The 21,517-nt window shown below is 71.2% G+C and carries 18 protein-coding genes and 2 tRNA genes; 14 read left to right on the forward strand and 6 right to left on the reverse strand.

What is annotated here, in order from left to right:
* Positions 1-119: 119 nt before the first annotated feature.
* Positions 120-1,334 carry an MFS transporter gene (locus OG714_RS26460; RefSeq protein WP_406124608.1) on the reverse strand — a complete coding sequence of 405 codons (1,215 nt, stop codon included), beginning with the start codon at positions 1,332-1,334 and terminating at the stop codon, positions 120-122.
* 167 nt (positions 1,335-1,501) lie between these two features.
* Here OG714_RS26460 and OG714_RS26465 point away from each other — a divergent pair, with 167 nt between their 5' ends.
* Positions 1,502-2,080: a TetR family transcriptional regulator gene (locus tag OG714_RS26465; RefSeq protein WP_406124610.1), complete on the forward strand. Its 579-nt coding sequence runs from the start codon at positions 1,502-1,504 to the stop codon at positions 2,078-2,080.
* Positions 2,081-2,131: 51 nt separating this feature from the next.
* On the opposite strand, the gene OG714_RS26470 is transcribed toward OG714_RS26465, so the two are convergent.
* Both OG714_RS26470 and OG714_RS26475 read right to left on the reverse strand, forming a co-directional pair.
* The gene (locus OG714_RS26470) at positions 2,132-6,685 is read right to left on the reverse strand and encodes a PAS domain-containing protein (protein WP_406124612.1); all 4,554 of its coding nucleotides are present in this window, start codon (positions 6,683-6,685) and stop codon (positions 2,132-2,134) included.
* Between the two features lie 180 nt (positions 6,686-6,865).
* Positions 6,866-7,354: an SSI family serine proteinase inhibitor gene (locus OG714_RS26475; RefSeq protein WP_406124614.1), complete on the reverse strand. Its 489-nt coding sequence runs from the start codon at positions 7,352-7,354 to the stop codon at positions 6,866-6,868.
* 169 nt (positions 7,355-7,523) lie between these two features.
* Here OG714_RS26475 and OG714_RS26480 point away from each other — a divergent pair.
* The 3 genes from OG714_RS26480 (at position 7,524) to OG714_RS26490 (ending at position 8,338) form a co-directional block, all read left to right on the forward strand.
* Positions 7,524-7,614 (forward strand) — tRNA-Ser (locus OG714_RS26480).
* Positions 7,615-7,819: 205 nt separating this feature from the next.
* Positions 7,820-7,892: transfer RNA gene (locus tag OG714_RS26485), tRNA-Arg, on the forward strand.
* Positions 7,893-8,116: 224 nt separating this feature from the next.
* Positions 8,117-8,338, forward strand: coding sequence for a hypothetical protein (locus OG714_RS26490; protein WP_026150079.1), 222 nt, complete (start codon positions 8,117-8,119; stop codon positions 8,336-8,338).
* Positions 8,339-8,657: 319 nt separating this feature from the next.
* Here the strand turns inward: OG714_RS26490 and OG714_RS26495 are convergent, their stop codons facing one another.
* Positions 8,658-9,164: a nuclear transport factor 2 family protein gene (locus OG714_RS26495; protein ID WP_406124615.1), complete on the reverse strand. Its 507-nt coding sequence runs from the start codon at positions 9,162-9,164 to the stop codon at positions 8,658-8,660.
* Positions 9,165-9,275: 111 nt separating this feature from the next.
* Between OG714_RS26495 and OG714_RS26500 the strand changes: the two genes are divergently transcribed.
* Together OG714_RS26500 and OG714_RS26505 are read left to right on the forward strand one after the other, a co-directional pair.
* Complete coding sequence (locus OG714_RS26500) at positions 9,276-10,214, forward strand: AraC family transcriptional regulator (RefSeq protein ID WP_406124617.1); 939 nt, start codon at positions 9,276-9,278, stop codon at positions 10,212-10,214.
* 25 nt (positions 10,215-10,239) lie between these two features.
* The gene (locus OG714_RS26505; RefSeq protein ID WP_406124619.1) at positions 10,240-11,052 is read left to right on the forward strand and encodes a phosphotransferase family protein; all 813 of its coding nucleotides are present in this window, start codon (positions 10,240-10,242) and stop codon (positions 11,050-11,052) included.
* Here OG714_RS26505 and OG714_RS26510 read toward each other — a convergent pair.
* On the reverse strand, positions 11,036-11,500 hold the full coding sequence (locus tag OG714_RS26510; RefSeq protein ID WP_406124621.1) for a GtrA family protein: 465 nt from the start codon (positions 11,498-11,500) through the stop codon (positions 11,036-11,038). The two genes, OG714_RS26505 and OG714_RS26510, sit on opposite strands and share 17 nt — an antisense overlap.
* Positions 11,501-11,677: 177 nt before the next feature.
* Positions 11,678-12,163, reverse strand: coding sequence for a MarR family winged helix-turn-helix transcriptional regulator (locus tag OG714_RS26515; protein WP_406124623.1), 486 nt, complete (start codon positions 12,161-12,163; stop codon positions 11,678-11,680).
* A gap of 92 nt (positions 12,164-12,255) precedes the next feature.
* Here OG714_RS26515 and OG714_RS26520 point away from each other — a divergent pair, with 92 nt between their 5' ends.
* The 8 genes from OG714_RS26520 to OG714_RS26555 all read left to right on the forward strand — a co-directional run bounded on the left by OG714_RS26520 (position 12,256) and on the right by OG714_RS26555 (position 21,444).
* On the forward strand, positions 12,256-12,618 hold the full coding sequence (locus OG714_RS26520; RefSeq protein ID WP_406124625.1) for an HGxxPAAW family protein: 363 nt from the start codon (positions 12,256-12,258) through the stop codon (positions 12,616-12,618).
* Between the two features lie 36 nt (positions 12,619-12,654).
* Complete coding sequence (locus tag OG714_RS26525) at positions 12,655-13,572, forward strand: DUF2797 domain-containing protein (RefSeq protein ID WP_406124626.1); 918 nt, start codon at positions 12,655-12,657, stop codon at positions 13,570-13,572.
* Positions 13,573-13,654: 82 nt separating this feature from the next.
* Positions 13,655-14,146: a hypothetical protein gene (locus tag OG714_RS26530; RefSeq protein WP_406131956.1), complete on the forward strand. Its 492-nt coding sequence runs from the start codon at positions 13,655-13,657 to the stop codon at positions 14,144-14,146.
* Positions 14,147-14,159: 13 nt separating this feature from the next.
* Positions 14,160-15,068 (forward strand): amidohydrolase family protein, encoded by a 909-nt coding sequence (locus tag OG714_RS26535; protein WP_406124628.1) that lies wholly within the window; start codon positions 14,160-14,162, stop codon positions 15,066-15,068.
* A 220-nt stretch (positions 15,069-15,288) separates the two neighbouring features.
* Complete coding sequence (locus tag OG714_RS26540; RefSeq protein WP_019054929.1) at positions 15,289-16,029, forward strand: response regulator transcription factor; 741 nt, start codon at positions 15,289-15,291, stop codon at positions 16,027-16,029.
* Positions 16,026-17,666 (forward strand): ATP-binding protein, encoded by a 1,641-nt coding sequence (locus OG714_RS26545; RefSeq protein ID WP_406124630.1) that lies wholly within the window; start codon positions 16,026-16,028, stop codon positions 17,664-17,666. The genes OG714_RS26540 and OG714_RS26545 overlap by 4 nt, the downstream gene beginning before the upstream one ends.
* Before the next feature lie 14 nt (positions 17,667-17,680).
* Positions 17,681-19,186: a glycosyltransferase gene (locus tag OG714_RS26550; RefSeq protein ID WP_406124632.1), complete on the forward strand. Its 1,506-nt coding sequence runs from the start codon at positions 17,681-17,683 to the stop codon at positions 19,184-19,186.
* The gene (locus OG714_RS26555) at positions 19,183-21,444 is read left to right on the forward strand and encodes a glycosyltransferase family 39 protein (RefSeq protein WP_406124634.1); all 2,262 of its coding nucleotides are present in this window, start codon (positions 19,183-19,185) and stop codon (positions 21,442-21,444) included. Before OG714_RS26550 ends, OG714_RS26555 begins: the two co-directional genes overlap by 4 nt.
* Positions 21,445-21,517 lie beyond the last annotated feature (73 nt).

Here is a 21,517-nt window from a genome sequence, read left to right on the forward strand (position 1 = left end):
CCGTTCACGCCGATCCGCCGGGCAGGGCGCCCCACGGCCCCTGCCCGGCGTACGTCCTCTGCCCGGCGTACGGCCACGTCATCGTCGTAGAAGAAGTCACCGGCGGGCAGGCGAAGAACTCACCGCCGCCGCGCGCCCGTAGCCGTGGAAACCCACCCGATCACCAGCCACACCCCCGCCACCGCGCACACCCCGCCCCAGCCCCAGTGGCTGAAGGCCGGTCCCGCGAGGGCCGAGGCGAGGGCGCCGCCCGTGAAGCCGGCGACGACGTACGCGGTGTTGGCGGTCGCCGGGGTGGAGGTGGTGGTGAGGGCGAGGGTCTGGTTGGCGACGTGGGAGGCGACCAGGGCCGCGTGGACGGCGATCGCGGCCACGAACAGCGCCCACAGCATGTGCCCGCCCAGCCAGAACAGCGGCACGGACACGGCCGCGAGCACATACGCGGACCGTACGACCCTGCCCGCGCCGAACCGGTCGACGAATCCGCCCGCGAGCGGAGCCACCGCGCTGGCCGCCAGCCCGAAGAGCCCGAACAGCCCGGCGGTCGCGGTCGAGAAGCCGTAGGAACCGCCGGTCGTATTCGTCAGCAGCAGCGCGAGAGTGGTCCACAACGCGCTCCACGCGCCGAACATCCCCGCCTGGCGCAGGCACGCGCGCCACAGGTCGGGCGAGCTGCGGACCAGGCCTGGCAGGGCGGCGAGGCCGGCGAACAGCGGGCCGGAGCCGCGGCGCTGCTCGGACGGGAGGACGTACGCGGTGGCGAGGCCGAGGAGGAGGGTCAGGGCGGCCGAGCCGATGAACACGACCCGCCAGCCGTAGGCCTGGCCGACCAGGCTGCCGACGACGCGTGCGGCCACGATGCCGGTGAACAGGCCCGCTATGACGGCCGCGACATGGCGGGCGCGGTGATGGGCGGGGGCGCGTTCGGCGACCAGCGGGACGAGGAGTTGCGGGACGACGGTCGCGGCGGCCGCGACGAAGACGGCGACCGCGAGGGCGGCGGTCCCGGTGGCCGCGGCACCGGCGAGCAGGGCCGCCGTGGTGGCCACGGAGAGGGCGGCGACCAGGGGGCGCCGGTTCACGCGGTCGCCGAGCGGGGCGAAGAAGAGGAGGCCGGTGGCGTAGCCGAACTGCGCGACCGACGCGATCCAGGCCACGGCGGACGCCGTCGAGCCGAAGTCGTGGGCGATGAGGGGGAGCAGCGGGCCCGCGAGATAGATGTTGGCGGCGGTCACGGCGGTACAGACGGCGATGAGGACGAGGAAGAGGCGGCCGGAGGCCGCGGGGGCGCCCGGTTTCCGGGCGGGGGCCTGGGTGACGGTTGCGGAGGACATGAGCGGCGGCACTCCTTCAGACCTGCGGGACTTCGAGCCGACTCCAACAGTCGACCAGCGAGCAACTAACTAGTTGGTTGGCTGGAGGCTGGAACAGCATGCGGCGTCCCGGAATTCCCTGTCAACCAAATAGTTGGTTACCTTCGCCCGCCGAGTACGCTGGCCCCATGGGAGTCAGAGACCCCGAGGCCACCAAGGCCCGGATCTTCGAGGCGGCGGTCGCCGAGTTCGCCCGGCACGGCATCGCGGGCGCCCGTATCGACCGCATCGCCACCGAGGCCAAGGCCAACAAGCAGCTGATCTACGCCTACTTCGGCAACAAGGCGGAGCTGTTCACCCAGGTCCTCGGCAAGTCCATGCTCGACCTCGCCGTCGCGCTCCCCGTCGACCCGGACGACATCGAGGGCTGGATCGACCGCCTCATGGACTACCACGAGGCCCACCCCGAACTGCTCCGCCTCCTCTTCTGGGAGGGCCTGGAGTACGGCACCGCCGAACTGCCCGACGAGACCGAGCGCCGGCAGCACTACGCGTTCAAGGTCGCCGCGCTCCAGGACGGCCAGGACCGGGGTGTCGTGAGCGACGCGATCCCGGCCCGCGACCTGCTCTTCCTGCTGGTCGCGATGGCCAACTGGGGTGTCGTCGTACCGCAGATGCGCCGCGTCCTGGTGGGCGTGGACGACCCGGACCGGGACCGGCTCCGCGAGTCGATCAAGAAGGCGGCACGGCGACTGGTCGCCAAGTAGCCGCCCCCGACGGACAGTTGGCGATCGTCACCAACTGAACCCTGCCGTCGGCTAGTTGGTGCCGATCCGGGCCAACAGGTCGACGATCCGCGACTGGACCTCGGTACTCGTCGACCGCTCGGCGAGGAAGAGGACGGTCTCACCGGAGGCGAGCCGCGGCAGGTCGGCCTGATCCACCGCGGCCGTGTACACGACGAGCGGGGTGCGGTTGAGCTGCCCGTTCGCCCGCAGCCAGTCGACGATCCCGGCCCGCCGCTTGTGCACCTGCAACAGGTCCATGACGACGAGGTTCGGCCTCAACTGCCCAGCCAGAGTCACCGCGTCGGCGTCGCTCGCGGCCCGCGCCACCTGCATCCCACGCCGCTCCAGCGTCGCCGTCAGCGCCAGCGCGATCTCCGCGTGCTCCTCGATCAGCAGCACCCGCGGCGGATGCTGCTCACTGTCCCGCGGCGCGAGCGCCTTCAGCAGGACGGCGGGATCGGCGCCGTAGGCCGCCTCCCGCGTGGCCTGCCCGAGCCCGGCGGTCACCAGTACCGGCACCTCGGCCGCGACGGCCGCCTGCCGCAACGACTGAAGTGCCGTCCGCGTGATCGGCCCGGTCAACGGGTCCACGAACAGCGCCGCCGGGAACGCGGCGATCTGCGCGTCGACCTCCTCGCGCGAGTGCACGATGACGGGCCGGTACCCGCGGTCGCTCAGCGCCTGCGTGGTCGTCACGTCCGGCGCGGGCCACACGAGCAGCCGGCGCGGATTGTCGAGCGGCTCCGGGGGCAACTCGTCGTCTAGCGGCTGCGGCCTGGGGGTGTCCGCGATCTCGACAGCCCCGCCCGGCCCGTCCAGCGGCTCGGGCCCCTCGGCCGCGTTCTCGTCCGGTGCCCCTATGGCGTACGACCGCCCGGCCCCCTCGGTCATCTGCGCGAGCCGTGACTGCCCGGCCATGGAGGGCTGCGGCTGCTCACCCTGCGGATGCGCCCGGCCCCCCTGCTCCGCCGCCCCACCGGCGGGCTCGGGCCGCGTCCCCAACTTCCGTCGCCGCCCACCGGCGGTCGGCTGATGCGGCGGAGGAGTGGCGGTCGGCACCTGCACCTGAGCGGCCTGCCGCGTGAACGGCACCCCCTGCCCCAACGTCCGCACACTGATCGCCCGCCCCTGAGTGGAGTTGGGGTCGATGGGAGCGGCGGCCTCGGCGGGCAACGGCTGAGCGGCCCGCGCCTGCGCGGCGACGGGGGCACCGGGCACCGGCGTATTCGGGTTCGGGTTCGCGTTGGGGTTCGACTGCGGATTCGGTGCCACGTTCGGCGCTACGGCGCTGTCGGCGCCGTTCGCCGGAGCCGCACCGGGTGCGCCCGCGCCCGGGGCCGGCTGCGCGGCGGGCAGTGCCTGCGGCGGCACCGGCCCACCGGACTGGCCCTGAACCGGGGCGACTTGACCGGGGATGCCGTGCGGGGAGACGGGTTGTCCCTGGACGGGTGCGTTCTGACCCGGGATGCCCTGCGGCGGAATCGGCTGCCCGGGAACACCGGGAACACCGGGAACTCCTTGGCCCGGGATCCCTTGGCCGGGAAGCGCCTGGCCCTGGATCCCCTGACCCGGAATCCCCTGCGGCGAGACCGGCTGACCGGGGAGCCCCTGCCCCTGGATTCCTTGAGGGGAAACCGGCTGGCCGGGGTTGCCCTGCGGCAGGGCCGCCTGACCCGGGACGGGTTGTCCGGGCATGCCCTGGGCCGGGATGCCCTGCCCGGGAACCGCCTCGGCCGGCAACGGCTGCCCCGCCGGGATCTGTCCCGGAGCGGGAAGATTCTGCGCGGGAGCGAGCTGCATGGCCCCGCCGGGCTGCCCGGCGACCACCTGACCGGCGCCCGGTTGCCCAACTCCCTGCTGTCCTACGCCCTGTTGCTGCCCCGCACCGACCTGCGCCGGAATCCCCTGCTGCCCCTGCCCGGCCGTACCCTGCGCCGGAACCACCGCACCGGGTTGCCCCGGCCCCTGCACCTCGACGCCGGCCTGGACCGGCACCGACTCCACGGCCTGCGCCTGCGGTTGAGGCTGCGGCTGGGCAACTGCCCGACGCCGCCGCCCGGTTGGCGCGCCGGCGGGATGCGGCTGAGGCGGGGTGTGATCCTCGGACTGATCGACCGGAACGGCATCGTGCCGCCCGTCGTCACCGGGATGACCTGCGGGAACCCCACCAGGAACGCCCACGGGAACCTGCCCAGGCACAACCGGGACCCCCGGAGCACCCGGAACTCCCGGAGCCTGCGCAGCCGTAGCCCCAGCGACCTCCGGCGTCCGGTCGGCCTCGGCCGGCGGCAACGCGAACACCGTCCGCGCCCCCGCCTCCTGCGCCGCGGCCCGCTCGGCCGCCGCCGCCAACGCCCGCCGCCGACGCCCGGTCGGCTGCCCATCCTCGCCACCGGAGTCGCCGGTGTCGCCGGTGTCGTCGGCGGAGCCGCTCGCGGGCAACGCGGCCGGCAACGCCTGCCGCTGCTCAGCACCCACCGGCACACCCCGCGGCGACACGGTGCCACCAAGTCCCGTACCGGAAGCGGCAGTTCCAGCGGCATGCTCCGCCGCCGTCATCACAGCGCCTTCGGAGACACCCCCGGGCCCGCCCTCGGAATCACCGTCGGACTCATCCCCGGCCGCGCCTTCGGCAGCCCGCCCGCGCCGCCGCCCGGTACCACTGGCCGCACCGTCGCCGCCCGCTTCACCGGCCACCGCGACCGCCGCGGACTCGTCGCCCGCACGCCTTCTGCGCCGCCCGGTGGGCACGGCGGCCTCGCCACCGGAGCCGCCGGTGTCATCGGGCCCCGGCACCTCGCTCTCCAGGAACGCGTCCACGGAGGACCGCCGGGCCCGCCGCCGTCCGTTGTTGCCCGACGCCTGCTCGGGCAGGGCGAGTTCGGCCCCGCCCCCGCTCGCGGCCGGAGCGGCGACAGCGCCGGCCCCGCCTCCGATGGGGACCTCCAGCACATACGCGCTGCCGCTCATCCCCGGCACGTCGTGCGTCTGGAGCACACCGCCGTGCGCCCGCACGATCCCGCGCACGATCGGCTCGTGCACCGGGTCTCCCCCGGCATACGGCCCGCGCACCTCGATCCGTACGACCTCACCGCGCTGCGCGGCCGCCACGACGACCGTGTTGTCCAGGTAACCGCCCGCCGACACAGGCGAGTTGCCGGTCGCGTCGACGCCCGCGACATCCGCGACGAGGTGCGCGAGCGCGGTCGCGAGGAGCCCGGGGTCGACCTCGGCCTCGATGGGCGGCGCGTGCACGGCGAACTGCACCCGCCCGGGACCGATCAGCTCCACGGCCCCGTCGACACCGGCGGCGACGACGGCGTCCAGCATCACCTTCGTACGGGTGATGTCACCCTCGCCGGTCTCCAGCCGCTGGTAACCGAGCACGTTGTCGATGAGCTGCGTGATACGCGAGTACCCGGCCGAGAGGTGATGGAGAACCTGGTTGGCCTCGGGCCACAACTGGCCCGCGTCGTCGGCGGCCAACGCGGCCAGCTCGCGCCGCAGTTCGTCGAGGGGTCCGCGCAGCGAACGCCCGAGCAGCGTGAGCAACTGCTCGTGCCGCCCGGCGAGTTCCTCGAACCGGTCCTTCTCCCGCTCCCCGAGCGCGGCGTACCGCTCCTCGTTCGCGGCGAGTTCCTCCTCGTGCCGCTCCTGGAGTTCCTCGATCTCGGTGATGTGCTTCTGGCGCAGCGAGGTCAGCTCGGAGGCGTGCTCCTCGTCGATCCGCTCCAGTTGGTCCTGGTGCTGCTTGTCGGCGGCGTCCTTCTCCTCGGCGAGCGAGTCGTAGGGTCGCCGGTCGGTGAAGGTCATCACGGCGCCGACGAGCTGGTCGCCGTCGCGCACGGGTGCGGTGGTGAGGTCGACGGAGACCCGGTCCCCGTTCTTGGCGAACAGCACCTGCCCGCGCACCCGGTGCTTGCGCCCGGAGCGCAGGGTGTCGGCGAGCGGCGACTCCGCGTACGGGAACGGGGAGCCGTCCGCGCGCGAGTGCAGGACGAGGGTGTGCAGTTCCTTGCCGCCGAGGTCGCTGGCGCGGTAGCCGAGGATCTGGGCGGCGGCCGGATTGACGAGCACGACCCGCCCGTCCGTGTCCGTCCCCACGACACCCTCGGCGGCCGCGCGCAGGATCATCTCGGTCTGCCGCTGCGAACGGGCCAGCTCGGCCTCGGTGTCCACGGTCCCGGAGAGGTCGCGCACGACGAGCATCAGGAGTTCGTCGGAGGTGTAGCCGTAGCCGTCGTAGGCCTGCTGGCCGTCCTCGAGGTTGGCGCTGGTGACCTCGACGGGGAACTCGGAGCCGTCGGTGCGGCGGGCGGTCATGCGGGTCGGCTTGGTCCGGCCGCGCGGGTCCATCGAGTCGGGGCGGCGCATGGAACCGGGGATGAGCCGGGAGTCGAACTCCGGCAGCAGGTCCAGCAGTCCGCGCCCGACGAGCGCGGTGCCCGGTGCCTCGAAGGCTTCGAGCGCGATGGTGTTCGCGTTGACGACGGTCCCGTTGGCGTTGACCAGTACCAACGCGTCCGGGAGCGCGTCGAGTATGGCTGCGAGGCGAGCAGCGCCTCGGGATGGCCTGCTGCTCACGAGACGCTTCCTCCCTGTTACCGCACCTTGCCGACCGCGGAGGCCATCTTGCCAACCTGCCCGCGACGTGTCACGCGAGGGAGTCTAAGGGCAGTCCTTGTGCTCGCGGAGTGAGATGAGAGGGAGGTCGCACGGTGAAGTGACGTAGAACGTGTGACCGAGCACCGATCCCTGCCGTCTTCAGTGGGTACGGCCGAGTTCCGGCAGCAGCGGAACCATCCCGTTCCAGCGGGAGATCTCGCAGCCGTCGCTCCGGTCGTACGTCGCGTCGACGGGGCGTCCGGCCCAGGTGCCGGTGACATGGGCGGTGGCGGGGCCGCCGTAGAGCATCGTGCACATGCTGTCCGGGGGCACCGGGGCGAAGGGGTCCTTTCCCCACTGGGTGTTGCGGCCGACGGCCTCGCAGGCGCCGGTCACGTCCGGGTGGGTGCCGCCGCCGGGGTGGCAGTACAGCTCGTGCGTCCCGTCGGCCGCGCCGCCCGCGTGCCGGACGGTGACGGTGAGGTGGTCGCCGCCGGACCGGTCCTCGTCGCGGACGGGCGGTGGCGCGAGGGTGCGGGGCGCCGCGGGGGCGGCCTGCGCGCGGGCGGCGGCGGGCTGTGCGGCCAGCGAGCCGACGGTGGCGGCGGACGCGGCGGCGATCACGAGGAGACGGTTGACCTGCAACATGACCTGACTAACGCCCGCCGCCCCCGGACGTTGCGGACCCGGCGGCCGGCATCAACGGCTTTGCCCTGCGGCCCGCCTGCCTAGTACCGTGGGAGGCGATTGGTGACACCGCGCTCGTCTGTGTCATCATCTGCACGCACCTTCCGCGCTCGCGCGGGTGGGTTGTGCTGGAGGCGTCGCCTAGTCCGGTCTATGGCGCCGCACTGCTAATGCGGTTTGGGACGCAAATCCCATCGAGGGTTCAAATCCCTCCGCCTCCGCACCTCGTCGAAGCCCCGGTCCACATGGCCGGGGCTTCGGTCGTTCCCGGGCGTGTCCGCGAAGCCGTTCTCAGGCTGTTTTCGCAGCTCACAAGGGGTATGGCTAACGGATTTCACATGGCGGCGGCAGTCATGTAATGTTCTTCCTGTCGCCGCGAGCGGGCCGGAAGGGCCGGGAGCAGCGAAGGAAAACAAGAGAAAACAAGCACTCGTAGCTTAACGGATAGAGCATCTGACTACGGATCAGAAGGTTGCAGGTTCGAATCCTGCCGAGTGCACATCTGACGAGAGGCCCCGGAGTGATCCGGGGCCTCTCGCGTGTGCCCCGGTGGCTGTTTTTCGCGGGCCTGCGAAGGTTTCGGGGTGGGTCCGGGAAGGGCCAGGTCAGGGGCGTGAGGGGTACGTCCGGGGCGGCGCCGTGGTTCCCGGTTGCCCGATCTGTGATGAACAAGCGATGTGGACGGCCTCAGCGAGTGGCGTGTCTAGGCCCATACTGGAGTCAATGACAAAGCCAGCTGCACCGAAGCGCTATTTGCCCACCAGTCCCTTCAAGGCCCCGGCCGCGGCGGCACCCAAGCAGTTCGCCGTGGGCGACCAGGTCACACACGACATGTACGGCCTCGGCCGGGTCATCGGCATCGAGGACGGAATCGCGGTGCTCGTCGACTTCGGGTCGGTTCAGGAGCGCATCCTGAGTCCGTACGCCAAGATGAGCAAGCTGTAGGACCGCCGTGCCCGGTCACGGCACACCAGGTCCTAGCGGCCTGTAACGAACGGGAGACCTCTCATCGACCTGACCTCGCTGTTCTCCGCCCCGGAAGGGGCGACCCGCCATGCCAACGCGGGATCGCCCCCTCCGGCGACGAACCCCTTCCAGGCCCCGGACTTCGGGGAGGACGAGACGCTGCCGTTCGACGACGGGCAGGCACCCTTCTCGGACATGGACGAGGTTTTCCGCAGGGCGGGTTAGTCAGGGCGGGCTGGGCTTCCATGGGCACTGTCCGGCGAAGCCCGTCAACCATGTGCCAGTCCTCAGCGGTTTTTCAGTGATCCTTCGCCGGCCATCCGACGGCCCGGAAGACGGCGACGGGATCCAAGTAGTCGCGCCAGCGCGTCACTTTGCGGTCCTTGACGGTGATCACGGAGACGAAGTGGTTGTCGTAGGCCCGCCCGCTGTGCACAGCCCGTCCGTGCACCGCGTACTCGAGTACGACCACTGACGTCCCGGGGTCCCGGTGGACGGCCAGTTCGTTCGCGCTGTGCAGGATCATGACGTCGCCGTAGCCGCGGTACAGGTCGGCCACCGCCCCGCGTCCCTCGACCCGGCGCGGATAGCCGGGCACGGACACGACGTACTCCACGACCACGTCCTCGGCCAGGAGGTCGAAGAAGTGATCGCCGTCGACGAGGCCCGCGAGCCCCTCCTGGACGATCCGGAAGAACGGATCGAGCGCCGCGAACTCGCCCACAGTGATCACACCGTCGACGGCCTGCAGGTGCGCGGCGGTGCGGGCGGTCAATCCTCGTCCGGCGGGGGGTGATCCAGTCATGGCTCCATCGTGCGAGCACGGTGGGAGCGGATCAATGCGTGAATCGCTCGATTCATTACGTCGGACGCTCGAAAGAACGCTCACGGGGGCCGTCCGACTGATACTGAGCGGGTGGACATACTGCACGATCGCCTCGCGCGGGCCCGTGCCTCCGGTGCCGTCTTCGCGCGGACGGTGGCCGAGCCGCCGTGGGGACTGCGGCTGGCCGGGTCGATCCAACTGGCCGTGCACACCGTCGTACGGGGACGGGGCTGGCTGTGGCTGGACGATCCCGGTGGCTCGGTGGAACTGGTTCCGGGTGAGGTGACGCTCGTGCGCGGCGGCCCCGATCACCACATCGGGCACGAGCCGGGCGCGGACTGCCTGGAACCGGAGGAATTCCGGAACCGGCATGCGCGGGACGGGAGTTCGGAGGATCCGCGGGCGACGGTGTTCCTCTGCGGCGCGTACCGGTTCTCCGGTGACATCGGCGCCGGGCTGCTGGAGGCGCTGCCGCAGGTGCTGACGCTGTCGGCGGCGGTGGGTGATCCGTTGCGGGACGTGATCGGGCTGCTCTCCCACGAGTTGGCGACACCGGCGCCGGGCGAACCGGGCGGGCCCACCGTGCTGGACCGGCTCCTGGACGTCCTCCTGGTGCTCGCCATCCGCAACGACTTCCGGCGCAGCCCGAACGCGCCCCGCTGGTACCGGGCGTGCGCCGACCCCCGCCTGAACGCGGCACTCCAGGCCATCCACGAAGACGCCGGCCACCCCTGGACGGTCCCCCAACTCGCCGCGATCAGCGGCCTGTCGAGGGCGGCCTTCGCCCGCACCTTCCGCGACGCCCTCGGTCAGACGCCGATCCAGTACCTGACCGACTGGCGGATGGCGCTCGCCCGCGACCACCTGCGCACCGGCGAACTCACCCTCACGGCCATCGCCCGCTCGGTCGGTTACACCTCGCCCTACGCCTTCGCCGCGGCCTTCACCCGCAACCACGGCGAACCACCGGGCAGTTGGCGCCGACGGGAGTCACGCCTCGCGAACGACCCCCACCCGCAAGCCCATTGACACCCCCAGGGGGTCCGGTCCAGCCATGGTCACCCACCGCCAGGAGCACACCGCCCACTGGATCCGCTACTTCGCCGACCGCGGTCACGCACACGTCCGGCCGCTCGCCGCGGGTGTCGAGGGAGCCGTGTACCGCCTCGGTGACGGAACCGTCGGCAAGGTGTGGAGCGGACGGCGGCCGGTCGGGGTGCGGCTCATGCGGCGGGTCTACGAGGACATCGCCGGGCACGCCGCGCTGCTGCCCTTCGCCACGCCGGAGATCCTCGGCGTCGAGGAGCACGACGGCGTTCTGGTCACCTACGAACGGGAGTTGGGCGGCATCCCGTTGCGGAGCGACTCGGCGGTCGTGGCGCCGGGACGGGACTTGGCGGCCCGGGAGACCGACGCCCTGCTGACGGTGTTGCGCGGCCTGTCCGCCGTGCCCGCTACCGAGGCCATGCGGCGGCTCACCGTGCAGGGCGACGACCGGCCTCTCTGGAAGGGCCACACCCGCTTCCCCGACGCGCTCGCGGCCCTCGTCCGACGTGCCGTCCATCGCCACGGTGACCTGCTCGCCGCCCAGGTCCCCGACCTCGCGGGCATCGCGCACCGGACCGTGGACTCCCTGCGGGCGCTTCCCGACGGCGGCCCGGTCAGCGTCGTGCACGGCGACCTCGTGCCACCCAACATCCACGTCGACGACACCGGCACCCCTACGGCCGTACTCGACTTCGGCTTCTTCACCACGGCCGGCGACCCGGCCTTCGAGGCAGCGGTGGCAGCGGCCGTATCGGACGGTGGGCATGTCCCTTGGTGCGCCCGGCTGTTGAGGCGTGGGGTGTCTACGCCGCCGCGCTGAACGCGGGGGATGTCACCGGCGGGCGTACCGCGATCGTGACCGGCGTCGAGGTGGTGCGGTCGGCGAAGACGAACAGGCGGAGGAGCAGGAAGCGGCCGGTGCCGGCGAGGGCGGAGGCGGTGAGGTAGACGAGCTGTGCGGTGAGCATGCCGGGGGTGGGCTGGGCGGTGTGGAGGATCAGGATCGCCGCGGACGTCATCGCGTAGGCCGCCGTGGCCGAACCCGCCGACTGCCAGTGCTCGCGCCAGCCGGGGCGGCGGCCGGTGCCGAAGGTGAACAGGGCGTGCAGTTCGGTGCAGAGGATGGTCGAGGCGATCGTGATCAGCGCGTTCGCCGCCGCCCAGGGCATCAGCGCGGCCAGCAGCGGTACCGCCGCGCTGGACACGACCCCGACCCCGCCGCCGCACACCACGAACCTGACGAAGGAGGCGAACGGGCCGGGCTTCATGGGATGTCCCTCCGTACGGCGGCTGTCGGGCCTGCGCCGACCCTCGTGACCGGCTGAGGTCAACGATGCCGTCGTACGGGTCCGGGCACGATGAAGCGGTCTCCCGGACCGGTGGTGGAGTGGGCTGTACCTACGGGGTCGGGTTAGCCCCCGTACGCGCTCGTGCCGCAGGCCGGCTCACAACTCCTTGTCCCTGGCCCGGAGTTCCTCGATGTAGTCCTGCGCCAGCGTCGACGTCCGTGTGAACCAGTCGTTCAGTACGGCGATCTCGGCGGGGGAGTAGTCGGCGAACTGGGCGTTGAGGCGGTCGTAGTACGGGCCGTAGAGGGCGACGACGCGGGTCACCGCGGCCGGTACCGGGGCGACGCGGACGCGGCGGCGGTCGGCCGGGTCGGGGACGCGGGTGATGTAACCGGCGCGCTCCAGCCGGTTGAGGATGCCGGTCACCGCGCCCGTCGTGACGTGGACGTGTGCGGCGAGGTCGCCGGCGGTGAGGAGGTGCTCGCCGGACCGGATGACGTAGGCGAAACAGACGAGATCGGTGACGTTCAGGCCCAGTCGCTCGGCCATTTCCTGCTGGCCGAGCTGGGCGGTGGCGATGAGGGAGTCCATCGCGTCCAGCGCCTGGGCCGGGGTGGCGGTGGGGCGAGGCTTGGCTTGCATCGTTATTGCCTTAGCTCGTAAGAGGTTTCTACTCTAAACTTCTTAGCAGATGAGGTATCTGCTGTCCGTCCGGGCGTCGAGGGAGGCCACACATGAGCGCACATCAGTATGACGAGGGACATACGGTCGCGGGTTGGACCGGATTCGGTATCGCGACCGTCGGCACGACCGTCGCGGGGGTGGGGGTGTGCGCGGTGTCGGCCCCGCTGATCGCGGGCGGGCTGGCGATCGTCGCGGTGAGCGTCCTGGTCACCTGGGGGCTCCATCTCACCGGGTGGGGCAAGCCGCCCGGGCGGCGTGACCGGGCGGAGTGGGGGATGCGGGTGCGGGACCCGTTGGCGCGGGCGGGGCACGCCGGGTGTGTCGGGTGCAGGTTGGCGGGGCGGGGGAGGGCGGCCGAGGAGTACGCGGTCGTGCCCCGCGAGTCCGTCCCGGCCGGTGAGACCACGGGCTGACGCCGTTGTCAGTGGCGCCGTCTAATCTCGTGAGCGATGGCACAGACATCACGGGCATCACAGGCATGGAAGTGCTCGGGACTGCGGTGGGCGGCGGACGGTCCCGAGCTGAAGTGGGACGGCGGGCGCGCGAGCCCGTTGCCCCGGGGGAAGCGGGTGGCCTTCGAGGTCGCGGAAGGGGGCGGGCGGACATGTGTGGGGGCGCGGGGGAATCCCTGTCCGGTGCGGGCGGCCGTGCCGGAGCGGAGTACGGGGGCGCGGTGCGAGGAGTGCGCGCGCCTGGACCGGGCGCACTCGGTGGCCGCCGACACGATCGCGGACGACCCGCGGCCGTACCACGTATACCTGGCCTGGTTCGGCCCCGGCCTGCTCAAGGTCGGCATCACCGCCGAAGAGCGCGGCTCCGCCCGGCTCCTTGAACAGGGCGCGATCTGCTTCAGCTGGCTGGGCCTCGGCCCCCTGATGGCGGCCCGGCGCTCGGAGGAACTCCTGCGCGCCGCCCTCCGGGTACCGGACCGGATTCCCTACGGCGAGAAGCGCGCCGTACGGTCCGCGTTGCCGGACTCGGCCGCGGAGCGGGCCGCCGAGATCGCCGACCTGCACGCACGGGCCCTCGCGCTGCGCGAATGGCCGGAGTCGCTCCACCGCGAGCCGTACCGACCCGTGGACCACGTCGACGTCTTCGGCCTCGCGGAACTGCCGGCCGCCGTCGGCGAGGTGAGCGGGCTGGTCGCGGGCGGGGTGGTGAGCGGCGAGGTCGTCGCGGCGGCGGGACCGGACCTCCACCTCGCGACCGGGCGGGGGGTGGTCGTGCTGGACACACGGCTGATGACGGGGTGGGAGCTGATTCCGGCCGGGGGCGACGGGGGTGACAGGGCTGGCACGGGTGGATTTACCGTGCCGGTACGGGAGTTCAGGCGGGAAGTGCCGGGGGTGCAGGAGGGGTTGTTCTGAGACTTGCTCCGATGCACTGGTTGATCCGTTGGAGTGGTTGGAGCGACCGTGGTCGTCGAACCGGGAGGGAGCCGTTGTGGAAGTGCCCGTCACCGTCCAGTGGGTCCGGACCTCCTGGACGAAGCGGTCGCGTGGCGGTGAGGCCGCGGCGCGGAGGAACGCGATACCGGTCGGGTTCGCGCTGCCGGACGAGGTGGTGCTGGCGGAGAGGCGGCCGCCGCTCGCCCACACCGTCAAGGTGCGCGAGTGGGAGGACTTCACGCCGGGCGAGGGCCGGGCGGAGCTGAGGGACGTCGAGGTCTCGCTCCGCCGGGTGGACGGGCGGTTGCGGGTACTCCCCCGCGTGGACCCGCTGTTCGGGCTGCCGCCCAGGCCGCGCAGACCTCCGGCGGTGCGGCTCGTGCCAGGGCAGTGGGTCCGGTGGCAGCTCAACTACCGCTTCAGCAGCGCGGCCGGTGTGCGGGACTGGTCGTACTGGCTGGACACCTTCAACATCGCCTACGGGCCGGTGACCGACGAGGTGTTTCTGGGGACGCCCGACTTCCATGTGGATGAGCGGGGACCGGTTCGATAGGGAGGATCAAGACGTGGACGCTGAGGCGGCCGAAGCAACAGGAGCAGCCGAAACGGCGGAAGTCCAGGCGTTCTGGCGGCGGCTCGGGCTCCCCGGGCTGATCGACGTGCACACCCACTTCATGCCCGAGCGGGTGCTGCGCAAGGTCTGGGGTTACTTCGACGCGCTCGGGCCGGCGACCGGTGGAGTGCTCGAGTGGCCGATCACGTATCGGAAGGAGGAAGAGGAACGGGTCGCGCTGATAAGGGAGTTCGGGGTACGCGCTTTCACCGCCATGCTCTATCCGCACAAGCCCGGGATGGCCGAGTGGCTGAACGGCTGGGCCGTCGACTTCGCCGCGCGCACGCCCGACTGTCTGCACACCTCGACTCTCTTCCCGGAGCCGGGAGTCGAGGACTACGTCCAGCGGGCCCTCGATGCCGGCGCGCGGGTGTTCAAGGCGCATGTGCAGGTCGGGGCGTACGACCCGGCCGACGAACTCCTCGACCCCGCTTGGGGGTTGCTCGCCGAGGCGGGGACGCCGGTGGTGATCCACTGTGGTTCGGGGCCCGCGCCCGGCAAGCACACCGGGCCCGAGCCGATCGGGCGGGTACTGGCCAGACACCCCCGGTTGCGGCTGGTCGTCGCGCACATGGGGATGCCGGAGTACGAGGACTTCCTGGACCTGGCCGAGCGGTACGGGGAGGTGCGGCTGGACACGACGATGGCGTTCACGGACTTCAGCGAACGCCTCGCACCCTTCCCGCCCGGTGCGCTCCCCCGCCTCGCCGCCCTCGGCGACCGTGTGCTGCTCGGCAGCGACTTCCCGAACATTCCGTATCCGTACCTTCACCAGCTGCACGCCCTGGAGCGGCTGGACCTGGGCGAGGACTGGCTGCGCGCGGTCTGCCACGACAACGGGGCGCGGCTGTTCGGACTGTGAGGGCGAGCTGAGAGTCCCACGGGTACGGGTGATGCGTGGAGAACGTGGAGATGCGGGGGAGGTCGGGGCGGATGCGGGAGGGATGCACGGCTCCGTGACCGCAGGATGAGCGCTGGGCAAGCGGTTCCAAGGTGTTCCCTGAGTGGTCCCTGTGAGTTTCTCAGGAAAATCACAGACTCCGGAAAGCGTGTTCTTAGGGGACCCCGACAAGGTGTCCACTATGACCACGACCTCGCCCCAGGGGCGCACCGAACTGCTGAGGCCGGACGGGAGCCCCGTCCGAGTGCTTGTGGTGGACGACGAGCTGTCGATCACCGAGCTGCTGTCCATGGCCCTCCGATACGAGGGCTGGCAGATCCGTAGTGCGGGTGACGGGACCGGCGCGATCCAGACCGCGCGCGAGTTCCGGCCCGACGCAGTCGTCCTCGACATGATGCTGCCGGACATGGACGGCCTCACCGTTCTCGGACGGATGCGCAGAGAGCTGCCGGACGTGCCGGTGCTGTTCCTGACGGCGAAGGACGCCGTCGAGGACCGTATCGCCGGGCTCACCGCGGGCGGCGACGACTACGTCACCAAGCCCTTCAGCCTCGAAGAGGTCGTCGCCCGGCTGCGTGGACTGATCCGCCGCTCCGGTGCCGCCGACCGCCGCTCGGACTCCGTGCTGGTCGTGGGTGACCTCACCCTCGACGAGGACAGCCACGAGGTGTCGCGGGCCGGAGAGGGCATCCACCTCACCGCGACCGAGTTTGAGCTGTTGCGCTTCCTCATGCGTAATCCCCGGCGTGTACTCAGCAAAGCGCAGATCCTCGACCGTGTGTGGTCGTACGACTTCGGTGGGCAGGCCAATGTGGTCGAGCTCTACATCTCGTACCTGCGACGGAAGATCGACGCCGGACGTGAGCCGATGATCCACACCCGGCGTGGGGCCGGTTACCTGATCAAGCCCGCGGCGTCATGAGCGGGCGACGACGGCCGCGTGCGCAGAAGAAACGAGCGGGTAAGCCGCGCACCCTGCGGACCCGGCTCGTCGTCGCGTCCGTGACGCTGATCGCGGTGGTGTGCGCGGTGATCGGGACCGTGACGACGCTGGCGCTGCGGTCACATCTCTACGATCAGCTGGGCGACAAGCTGAACGAGGTCGCCGGGCGTGCGGCCGGGTTCGGCGGGGGGCCGCTCGGCGGTGCCCCGGACAAGGACGGCTCAGACCAGCAGAAGGCCACCGCCACCACGAGCCCGACCGGCCTGAACCTCACCGAGTTCGTCAGGCATGGCCCGCAGCCGGAGCGCACGGTTGTCGCCAAGGTCCAGAAGGGCATCATCACCAACGCCAAGTACGGTGAGAAGTCGGACGAAAGCACCGACATCAGCGGGATGAACGCCAACAACCTGACCACGGCCGCGCGCACCTCGCTCAACTCCGTGTCCCAGGACGGCAAGACCCACACCGTGGAGATCACCGGGCTGGGCGACTACCTCGTGAAGTTCGTCAACGGTGACAATGGCAGCTACTACGTCGCCATCCCCACCGCGGACACCGACGGGACTATCAACACCCTCATCCTCGTCGAGCTCAGCGTCACCGGCGCCGGCCTGGTCGCCGCCGCCATCGCCGGCTACGTCCTCGTCGGCGTGGCCACCCGACCCCTCCGCCGCGTGGCCTCCACCGCCACCCGTGTCTCCGAACTCCCCCTCCACACCGGCGAGGTCACCCTCAACGAACGTGTCCCCGAGTCCGAGACCGACCCGCACACCGAGGTCGGCCAGGTCGGAGCCGCGCTCAACAGAATGCTCGACCACGTGCACGGCGCCCTGCACGCCAGACAGCAGAGCGAGATGCGGGTACGGCAGTTCGTGGCCGACGCCAGTCATGAGCTGCGGACGCCCCTCGCCTCCATCCGGGGTTACGCGGAGCTGACCCGGCGCGGGCGTGAACAGACCGGGCCCGACACCAAGCACGCCCTCGGGAGAATCGAGTCCGAGGCCGGACGCATGACCCTCCTCGTGGAGGATCTGCTGCTCCTCGCCCGGCTCGACGCGGGCAGACCGCTCCAGTTCGACCAGACCGACCTCATCCCGCTCGTCGTGGACACCATCAGCGACTCGCGCGCGGCCGGCATGGACCACAACTGGCGGCTCGACCTGCCCGACGAACCGGCCCTCGTGTCGGCGGACGCGGCCCGCATCCAGCAGGTGCTCATCAACCTGCTGGGCAACGCCCGCAAGCACACACCGCCCGGTACGACGATCACCGCACGCGTGCAGCGGCGCGGCCCGTGGATGTGCGTGGACGTCGAGGACAACGGCCAGGGCATCCCGCCCGATTTGCTGCCGCATGTCTTCGAGCGGTTCGCGCGCGGCGACTCGGCGCGTTCCCGCTCCACGGGATCGACGGGTCTGGGCCTCGCCATCGTGCAGGCGGTCGCGACCGCGCACGGCGGCGCCGTCACCGTGGACAGCATTCCCGGACGCACTGTGTTCACCGTGCATCTGCCCGCGCTGGCACCCGCTGTGCCCACGCCCGCCCCCGAAACGAATTGGCAATCGCACTCACAGGCACAGCACAGTGCCACCACATGGGTGCAACAGGGCGCTTGAGGAGAGTCGGTTCCATGCGAACCGACACTTCTCCCGGCACCCTGCCGGCGCGGGAGCACCTCCCGGCCGGAGACGCCGGTACGCCTGTCCTGGACGTAGTGATCCCCGTCTACAACGAGGAGAAGGACCTCCAGCCATGTGTGCTCAGACTGCACGAGCACCTCAAGCGCACGTTCCCGTACGCGTTCCGCATCACCATCGCGGACAACGCGTCGATCGACACCACCCCTCAGGTGGCCGCGCGGCTGGAGTCGGACATCCCGGAGGTCAGGTCCTTCCGGCTGGAGCAGAAGGGGCGCGGTCGAGCACTGCGCACCGTCTGGTCCGCCTCGGACGCCCCGATCCTCGCCTACATGGACGTCGACCTCTCCACCGACCTCAACGCGCTGCTCCCCCTGGTGGCGCCGCTGATCTCGGGTCACTCCGACCTGGCGATCGGTTCCCGGCTGGCCCGCTCGTCGCGTGTCGTGCGTGGCGCCAAGCGCGAGTTCATCAGCCGTACCTACAACCTGATCCTGCGCGGCTCGCTCCAGGCCCGCTTCTCCGACGCCCAGTGCGGATTCAAGGCGATCCGGCGTGATGTGGCCCAGGCGCTGCTGCCGCTCGTCGAGGACACCGGCTGGTTCTTCGACACCGAGATGCTGGTGCTGGCCGAGCGTGCCGGACTCCGTATCCACGAGGTGCCGGTCGACTGGGTCGACGACCCGAACTCGACCGTCCACATCGTCAGGACGGCGACCGAGGACCTGAAGGGAGTGTGGCGGGTGGGCAAGGCCCTGGCCTCCGGTTCGCTGCCGCTCGACCGTGTCACGCGGCCCTTCGGCGACGACCCCCGCGACCGCGACATCCAGGACGTGCCCAAGGGGCTGGCCCGCCAGCTCGTCGGGTTCTGCGTGGTCGGCGGTCTCTCCACCCTCTTCTACCTGGTCCTCTACAGCGCCTTCCGGCAGTTCGGCGGCTCACAGATCGCCAACGCGCTCGCGCTGCTGGTCTCGGCGGTCGCCAACACCGCCGCGAACCGCCGGCTGACCTTCGGGGTCCGCGGCCGGGGCGGCGCCGTCCGCCACCAGGCGCAGGGCCTCGTCGTCTTCGCCATCGGCCTCGCGCTGACCAGTGGTTCGCTCGCCGCGCTGAACGCGGCCAGCAGCAACCCGGCGCACTCCACCGAACTCGCGGTCCTGGTGGCCGCCAACCTCGCCGCGACCGTCCTCCGCTTTCTGCTCTTCCGCGCCTGGGTGTTCCCGGACCGCGGCGACAGCGCCGAGGAGTCGACGGTCGTAGCCCTCAACACCCCTTCGTCGCCGACCTGTTCGACGGCCTCGCACCACCCGCAGAACCCGCAGTACCCCGGTTCGTACGCCCCGCTGCCGCAGCGTCAGCCGCAGCAGAGCGCGTACGAGACCACCCCGAACACCACCCAGTTCCGCGCCGGTGAAGCCGCGGACGGCACCTGGAGGGACGCGACGATGCAGTTGCAGCCGGTGCGTCCCCACGACACCGATCCGAGGGACCCCCGATGACCACCGACACCGATCAGACGACCTACCCGGGAGGAGGCAGCCCCTCGTCCTGGGGGCCGCCTACCGGTGACAGCGACACCGGCAGGGACACGGCCGTGGCCGAGCCGGTGGCGACCGAGGACACCCCGGCCCCCCAGGCCGGTGAGCCCAAGCAGCCGCTCGGGCGCCGCCTGTGGCGCGGCCGGCCCGAGGACCCGCGCTGGGCACGCCCCGCCTTCTGGGGCATGCTGCTCGCGACCGCGCTGCTCTACCTCTACAACCTGAGCGCGTCCGGCTACTCCAACTCCTTCTACTCGGCGGCCGTTCAGGCCGGCAGCAAGAGCTGGAAGGCGTTCCTGTTCGGCTCGCTCGACGCGGGCAACGCGATCACCGTCGACAAGCCCTCGGCCTTCCTGTGGCCGATGGAGATCTCGGTCCGCGTCTTCGGCCTCAACTCGTGGGCGATCCTGGTCCCCGAGGTCCTCATGGGTGTCGGCACGGTCGCGGTCGTCTACGCGGCGGTACGGCGTCGGCACAGCCCCCAGGCCGGTCTGATCGCGGGCGCCGTGCTGGCGCTCACCCCGGTCGCCGCGCTGATGTTCCGCTTCAACAACCCTGACGCGGCGCTGGCGTTGCTGATGGCGGCCGCCTGCTACCTCGTCGTCCGGGCCCTGGAGGACGGCCGTACGAAGTGGCTGGTGTGGGCCGGAGTGGCGATCGGCTTCGCGTTCCTGTCGAAGACGTTGCAGGCCTTCCTGATCCTGCCGCCGCTGGCCATCGTCTACGCGGTGTGCGCGCCGGTGAGCGTGAAGAAGAGGTTCGCCCAACTGGGCCTGGCCACGGGCGCGTTGGTCGTCGCGGCCGGCTGGTGGGTGGCGCTCGTCGAGCTGTGGCCGGCGTCCTCGCGCCCCTACATCGGCGGCTCGCAGAACAACAGCTTCCTTGAACTGACCTTCGGCTACAACGGGTTCGGCCGCCTCAGCGGCGACGAGACCGGCAGCGTCGGAGGCGGCGGTGGCGGCGGCGGCGGTACCGGCCAGTGGGGTGCCACCGGCTGGGACCGGATGTTCAACTCCGAGATCGGCAGCCAGATCTCCTGGCTGCTGCCCACCGCGCTGATCCTGCTCGTCGCGGGCCTGGTGGCCACGCGCAAGCTCAACCGCACGTCGGTCAGGCGCAGTTCGATGCTCGTGTGGGGCGGCTCGCTGGTGACGACCCTGGTCGTCTTCAGCTACATGGCCGGCATCTTCCACCAGTACTACACGATCGCGCTGGCCCCCTACATGGCCGCCGTCATCGGCATCGGCGCCGGCTCCCTGTGGGAGAGGCGCGGCGAGATCTGGGCGTCGATCACCCTCGCGGCAGCGGTGGTCGCGGCGGGTGTCTGGGGCTACGTGCTCCTCAACCGCACCTCCGACTACCTGCCCTGGCTGAAGTGGCTGGTCCTCCTCGGCTCCCTGGCCGGCGCGCTCGGCCTGATCTTCGTGGCGAAGATCGGCCGCCAACTCGCCCTCGCGGCAGTCGGCTTGAGCATCGTGGCAGGCCTGGCGGGCCCGGCGGCGTACACCCTCTCCACGGTCAACTCCGCGCACACCGGCTCCATCCCGACGGCCGGTCCGGCCGGCGCCAGCATGATGGGTGGCGGCGGCGGTCCGGGCGGCGGTGGCGGTCGCGGCGGCTTCGGCGGCGGCAACCGCACCGGCGGCACGGGCACCATGCCCGGTCAGCAGGGCGGCAACGGCGGCACCACCCAGAACCAGGGCGGCGGCTTCCCCGGCGGCGGTACGGGCACGATGCCCGGCGGCGGTACGGGCACCACACCCGGTGGCGGCGGTACGACCCAGAACCAGGGCGGCGGCTTCGGCGGCCAGACCGGCGACGGTGGCGGCATGGGCGGCGGCGGTGGCGTCGGCGGCCTGCTCAACGGCGCGACGGTCACCTCCGCGGCGAAGAAGCTCCTCCAGACGGACGCGAGCAAGTACACCTGGGTCGCCGCGTCCATCGGCTCCCAGAACGCCGCGAGCTACCAACTCGCCACCGGCGACCCGGTGATGGCGATCGGCGGCTTCAACGGCACCGACCCGTCGCCGACGCTGGCCCAGTTCAAGAAGTACGTGGCGGACGGCAAGATCCACTACTTCATCTCGGGCGGCACCGGAATGGGCGGCAGCAGCACGGGCAGCTCCTCGCAGATCTCCTCGTGGGTCGAGAAGAACTACAAGAAGGTGACGGTCGGTTCGGCCACCTTCTACGACCTGACGCAGAAGACGAGCAGCTGACGGTTCTCCACTGATCAGGGGCGGTGACCACACGGTCACCGCCCCTCTTCGTGTCTGCCGTATCTCTGTTGTA

The organism is Streptomyces sp. NBC_00989 (assembly GCF_045162655.1).
Lineage (GTDB): Bacteria > Actinomycetota > Actinomycetes > Streptomycetales > Streptomycetaceae > Streptomyces.